Source organism: Flavobacterium aerium (assembly GCF_030766725.1).
Classification (GTDB): domain Bacteria; phylum Bacteroidota; class Bacteroidia; order Flavobacteriales; family Flavobacteriaceae; genus Flavobacterium; species Flavobacterium aerium.
In genome coordinates, this window is sequence record NZ_JARQWR010000002.1 from 421,895 (window position 1) to 428,540 (window position 6,646).

Here is a 6,646-nt window from a genome sequence, read left to right on the forward strand (position 1 = left end):
TACAAAATGAAAAAGAATTATCTTAATAATACCTATAGAGCTTTATTTTTAATAATGCTTTTGGTTTTTAGTAGCACAACATTTGTAAATGCACAAATACGTAAAAACTTTAGCCAAAGAACATCACAATACTCTCCATCAAAAAAAGTATACAACATTAAAGGAGACTTTACGATGATTGGAAATACCAACCTTACGCTATATAGTTATGGCAATAATACTGGTAATAACAATTACATGGTTAAAGTAGATAAAGACAATGATTCTAATACTAATAATTCATCATCTGCAACATTAAACTTCACTCCAGAAAATGGGAGTATTGAATCTTGTTCAAATATCATCTATGCCGGTTTATATTGGTCAGGAAGAACAAATGCTACTCCATCTACAGCTGATAAAACTAAAATAAAATTAAAAGGTCCTGGACAATCTTCTTACACATCGTATACAGCTAAAACAAGTGATATTCAATTCCCTGGTGACGATCGTATGTATGCTGCCTATGTTGAAGTTACAGATTTAGTAAAAGCACAAGGTACTGGAGAATATTGGGTTGCCGACATGGCATTAACTGAAGGAAATGGTGGAGGAACTGGTTATTATGGCGGTTGGGGAATGGTTATTATCTACGAAAATTCAAAAATGAATTGGAGAGATATTACTCTTTTTGATGGATATGCATATGTTGCCAGTGGTAATAATGCTTTTGAATTACCAATCACAGGTTTTAATACCATTCAAAATGGTAATGTAAAAATGAAACTTGGATTAATGGCTGGTGAAGGAGACGTTAATATCTCGGGTGATTATTTTCAAATTCAAAAAAGTAGCGATGCAACTTGGTTAACTTTAAATCACTCAGGTAATTCAACCAATAATTTCTTTAATTCTTCTATTAATACAGGAGGAAATGCAAGAAATCCTAATTTAGCAAATAATACGGGTATCGATATTAGTATGTTTGAAATACCAAATGCTGATAATAAAGTGATTGGAAACAGTCAATCTTCAGTAAAATTCAGATATGGTACATCCCAAGATACATACATCATCTACAATGCTGTAATGTCTGTGGAAGCTTACATCCCCGATTTGGAGGCTAATATCACTGCTCAAACAATCAATAACGCACCAATCACTCCTAATCCGACCATATTACCTGGTCAAGAAATTGCTTATAAAGTAGAAATAAAAAATAAAGGTACAGAAGCTATCAATAATTCTAAAATTGTTATTCCTATACCCTATTCAGCCACTTTTGTAAACGGAAGTTTAACCAAAACAATCAACTTCAATCCTGCTCCAACACCAAATAATTTATATTTTGATCCATCATTAGGAGCTACAGGATCCATTGTATGGGATTTTGGTACATTACCTCTTCCTGCAAATACCAATGATCTTTTAGCAACACTTTCTTTCAAATTAAAAGCTACAGAAGATTGTGTTCTTTTAAAGAATACTGCTTGTGGTAATGAAATTACCATTAATGGAGCAACTAGTGGTACTGGAGCAATTACAGGTACAAAATTTGAAAACAAAGCATTAATACAAGGATACACACAAGATGGAATTTGTCAGGGTGAAGCTATAACTGAACCTTTAAGAATTCCAATTAATGCAACTGATTATGTAGCCAATAATTGTGGTAATACGCCAAGTGAAAGAGCTTTTGTATATTGTAACGTAACTACAAGCATCCCTATTACAGATGTTAATAGTGCTTTTCCTCCAGGATCAAGATTCTATAACCAATTTCCTGTAACTAGCTCTTCTACTGAGTATACAGCAAGTAATCCATTTCCAGCTTCAACGGGAACAAACACTTACTATGCTGTTCCTCCTGGATCAAATGGTTGCTCATTAAAATTTACAATTCAGGTTACAAATATTACAACAAAACCTACGTCCGTAAATATTACATACTGTCAGAATGCAGTGGCACAACCTTTAACAGCTACTGCTACTAATCCAGCTTATACATTATACTATTATACAAGTCCAACAGCTTCGCCTCAACTTTCAATTACACCTTCTACATTAGTAGCTGGAGAAACAACATATTATGTTGCTGAAGGTCAATCTTCTTCTTGTATTAGCCCTAATCAAACACCTATAAAAGTTACGGTTACGGCTACACCAGCACCAACAACAACGCAGTCTACACAAACATTCTGTGAGATTGCTAATCCAACAGTAGCGAACTTACAAGCAACAGGAACTGCGATTCAGTGGTATACTGCTGCCACTAGTGGAACAGCTTTAGCAGCAACAATAGCTTTAGTGGATGGAACAACGTATTACGCTTCTCAAACAGCAAACGGATGCGAGAGTGTAACGCGTTTAGCGGTTGTAGTAAAAATCACTAAAACACCGGCACCAACCACAACACAGTCAACACAAACATTCTGTGAGATTGCTAATCCAACAGTAGCGAACTTACAAGCAACAGGAACTGCGATTCAGTGGTACTCTGCTGCCACAGGTGGAACAGCTTTAGCAGCAACAGTAGCTTTAGTAGACGGAACAACGTATTACGCTTCTCAAACTGCAAATGGCTGCGAGAGTAAAACTCGTTTAGCGGTTGTAGTAAAAATTACTAAAACACCGGCACCAACCACAACGCAGTCTACACAGACATTCTGTGAGATTGCCAATCCAACAGTAGCGAACTTACAAGCAACAGGAACAACTATTCAGTGGTATACTGCTGCCACTGGTGGAACTGCTTTAGCATCAACAGTAGCTTTAGTGGATGGAACAACGTATTACGCTTCTCAAACCGCAAACGGATGTGAGAGTAAAACTCGTTTAGCCGTTCTAGCAAAAATTACTGTTACACCAGCACCGACTACAACACAGTCTACACAAACATTCTGTGAGATTGCCAATCCAACAGTAGCAAACTTATCTGCAACAGGAACAACTATTCAGTGGTATACTGCTGCAACGGGTGGAACTGCTTTAGCAGCAACAGTAGCTTTAGTAGACGGAACGACCTACTACGCTTCTCAAACAGCAAACGGATGCGAGAGTAAAACTCGTTTAGCCGTTCTAGCAAAAATTACTGTTACACCAGCACCAACTACAACACAAACAACACAAACATTCTGTGAGATCGCCAACCCAACAGTAGCAAACTTACTAGTAACAGGAACAACTATTCAGTGGTACACTGCTGCTACAGGTGGAACTGCTTTAGCAGCAACAGTAGCTTTAGTGGATGGAACAACGTATTACGCTTCTCAAACCGCAAACGGATGTGAGAGTAAAACTCGCTTAGCCGTTCTAGCAAAAATTACTGTTACACCAGCACCAACGACAACACAATCAATACAGACTTTCTGTGAGATTGTAAACCCAACAGTAGCGAACTTACAAGCAACAGGAACAACTATTCAGTGGTACTCTGCTGCCACAGGTGGAACTGCTTTAGCGTCAACAGTAGCTTTAGTGGATGGAACAACGTATTACGCTTCTCAAACCGCAAACGGATGTGAGAGTAAAACTCGTTTAGCCGTTCTAGCCAAAATTACTGTTACACCAGCACCAACGACAACACAGTCAACACAGACATTCTGTGAGATTGTAAACCCAACAGTAGCGAATTTATCTGCAACAGGAACTGCGATTCAGTGGTACTCTGCTGCCACAGGTGGAACAGCTTTAGCAGCAACAGTAGCTTTAGTAGACGGAACAACGTATTACGCTTCTCAAACAGCAAACGGATGTGAGAGTAAAACTCGTTTAGCCGTTCTAGCAAAAATTACTGTTACACCAGCACCAACGACAACACAGTCAACACAAACATTTTGTGAGATTATAAACCCAACAGTAGCGAACTTACAAGCAACAGGAACTGCAATTCAGTGGTATACTGCTGCTACAGGTGGAACAGCTTTAGCAGCAACAGTAGCTTTAGTGGATGGAACAACGTATTACGCTTCTCAAACTGCTAACGGATGTGAGAGTAAAACTCGTTTAGCGGTAACTGCAAAAATTACTGTTACACCAGCACCAACGACAACACAGTCTACACAGACTTTCTGTGAGATTGCCAATCCAACAGTAGCGAATTTATCTGCAACAGGAACAACTATTCAGTGGTATACTGCTGCCACAGGTGGAACAGCTTTAGCAGCAACAATAGCTTTAGTGGATGGAACAACGTATTACGCTTCTCAAACTGCTAACGGATGTGAGAGTAAAACTCGTTTAGCGGTAACTGCAAAAATTACTGTTACACCAGCACCGACTACAACACATACGACTCTGACTTTCTGCGAAATTGATAACACTACTATTGCAAACTTACAAATAACAGGAACTCAGATTCAGTGGTATGTCAGTGCTACTTCAACAACTCCTCTAGCTACAACAACCGCTTTAGTAGATGGAACAACGTACTATGCTTCTCAAACAGCAAATTCTTGTGAAAGTGCAACACGTTTAGCAGTGACAGTAAGAATTAATAAAACACCAGCACCAACCACAACACAAGCAACACAGACTTTCTGTGAAATTGATGGCGCTACTATAGAAAGTTTACAAGTAACAGGAACACAAGTGCAGTGGTACGCCAGTGCTACTTCAACAACTCCATTAGCACCAACAACTGTTTTGGTAGATGGAGCGACGTATTATGCTACTCAAATATTAAATGCATGTCCAAGCGTAATCCGTTTGGAAGTAACTGTAGTTATTACTAAAACAGAAGCACCAACCACAACACAGTCTACACAGACTTTCTGTGAGATCGCCAATCCAACAGTAGCAAACTTACAAGCAACAGGAACAACTATTCAGTGGTATACTGCTGCTACAGGTGGAACAGCTTTAGCAACAACAGTAGCTTTAGTAGATGGAACAACCTACTACGCTTCTCAAACAGCGGATTCTTGTGAGAGTGCAACACGTTTAGCGGTAACGGTAGTTATTACTAAAACAGAAGCGCCAACAACAACACAAGCAACACAGACTTTTTGTGAGATTGCTAATCCAACAGTAGCGAACTTACAAGCAACAGGAACTACGATTCAGTGGTACTCTGCTGCCACTGGTGGAACAGCTTTAGCGTCAACAGTAGCTTTAGTGGATGGAACAACCTACTACGCTTCTCAAACCGCAAACGGATGTGAGAGTAAAACTCGTTTAGCCGTTCTAGCCAAAATCACTGTTACACCAGCACCAACGACAACACAGTCTACACAGACTTTCTGTGAGATTGCCAATCCAACAGTAGCGAACTTACAAGCAACAGGAACAACTATTCAGTGGTACTCTGCTGCCACAGGTGGAACTGCTTTAGCGTCAACAGTAGCTTTAGTGGATGGAACAACGTATTACGCTTCTCAAACCGCAAACGGATGTGAGAGTAAAACTCGTTTAGCCGTTCTAGCCAAAATTACTGTTACACCGGCACCAACAACAACACAGTCTACACAAACATTCTGTGAGATTGATAATGTTACTATTGCAAATTTAAATGTAACAGGAACTGCAATTCAGTGGTATAGTGCTGCTACAGGTGGAACTGCTTTAGCATCAACAGTAGCTTTAGTGGATGGAACGACGTATTACGCCTCTCAAACCGCAAACGGTTGTGAAAGCAAAACTCGTTTAGCCGTTCTAGCCAAAATCACTGTTACACCAGCTCCTATAGGATCTACTGCACAAACATTTTGTGAAATTGATGAGGCAACTTTACAAAACTTAGTTGTTTCTGGAATAAATATTAAATGGTATGCAAGTGCTACTTCAACAGATGAATTACCAATTACAACTATTTTGGGACAAGGATTCCAATACTATGCTTCTCAAACTGTAGATGGATGTGAAAGCAAAGAACGTTTGGTTGTAAAGGTTACTATCGTTAAACCATTTACTCCAACAGGATCGACAAATCAAACTTTTTGTGAAATTGATAATCCTACTGTTGCTAATTTACAAGCAACTGGTGTTTTACAGGCACCTGGAACTGATTTTAACTGGTATACTGCTGCTACAGGTGGAACTGCTTTAGCATCAACAGTAGCTTTAGTGGATGGAACAACTTATTATGTATCTCAATATGGAGGTGGTGGACCAATCTGTGAAAGTAAAGGACGTTTTGCTGTAACCGTAGTTATTACTAAAACAGAAGCACCGACAACAAGTGAAACAACACAGACCTTCTGTGAAATTGATAACACTACTATTGCAAGTTTAAATGTAACAGGAACACAGGTTCAGTGGTATGCGAGTGCTACTTCAACTACGGCTCTAGCTACAACTACAGCATTAGTAGATGGAACGACGTATTACGCTTCTCAAACGGCAGACTCTTGTGAGAGTGCAACACGTTTAGCGGTAACGGTAGTTATTACTAAAACAGAAGCGCCAACAACAAGTGAGACAACACAGACATTCTGTGAAATTGATAACACTACTATTGCAAGTTTACAAGTAACAGGAACACAGGTGCAGTGGTACGCGAGTGCTACTTCAACTACGGCTCTAGCTACAACAACTGCTTTAGTAGATGGAGCAACGTATTACGCCTCTCAAACGGCAGACTCTTGTGAGAGTGCAACACGTTTAGCGGTAACGGTAGTTATTACTAAAACAGAAGCACCAACAACAACACAAACAACACAGACCTTCT

General features: G+C 39.4%; 1 protein-coding gene. It reads left to right on the top strand.

All coding sequences use genetic code 11. From position 1 onward, the window contains the following. Positions 1-6 precede the first annotated feature (6 nt). On the top strand, positions 7-6,646 hold a 6,640-nt coding region (locus P6733_RS04525), incomplete at its 3' end, for an immunoglobulin domain-containing protein (protein WP_459553638.1).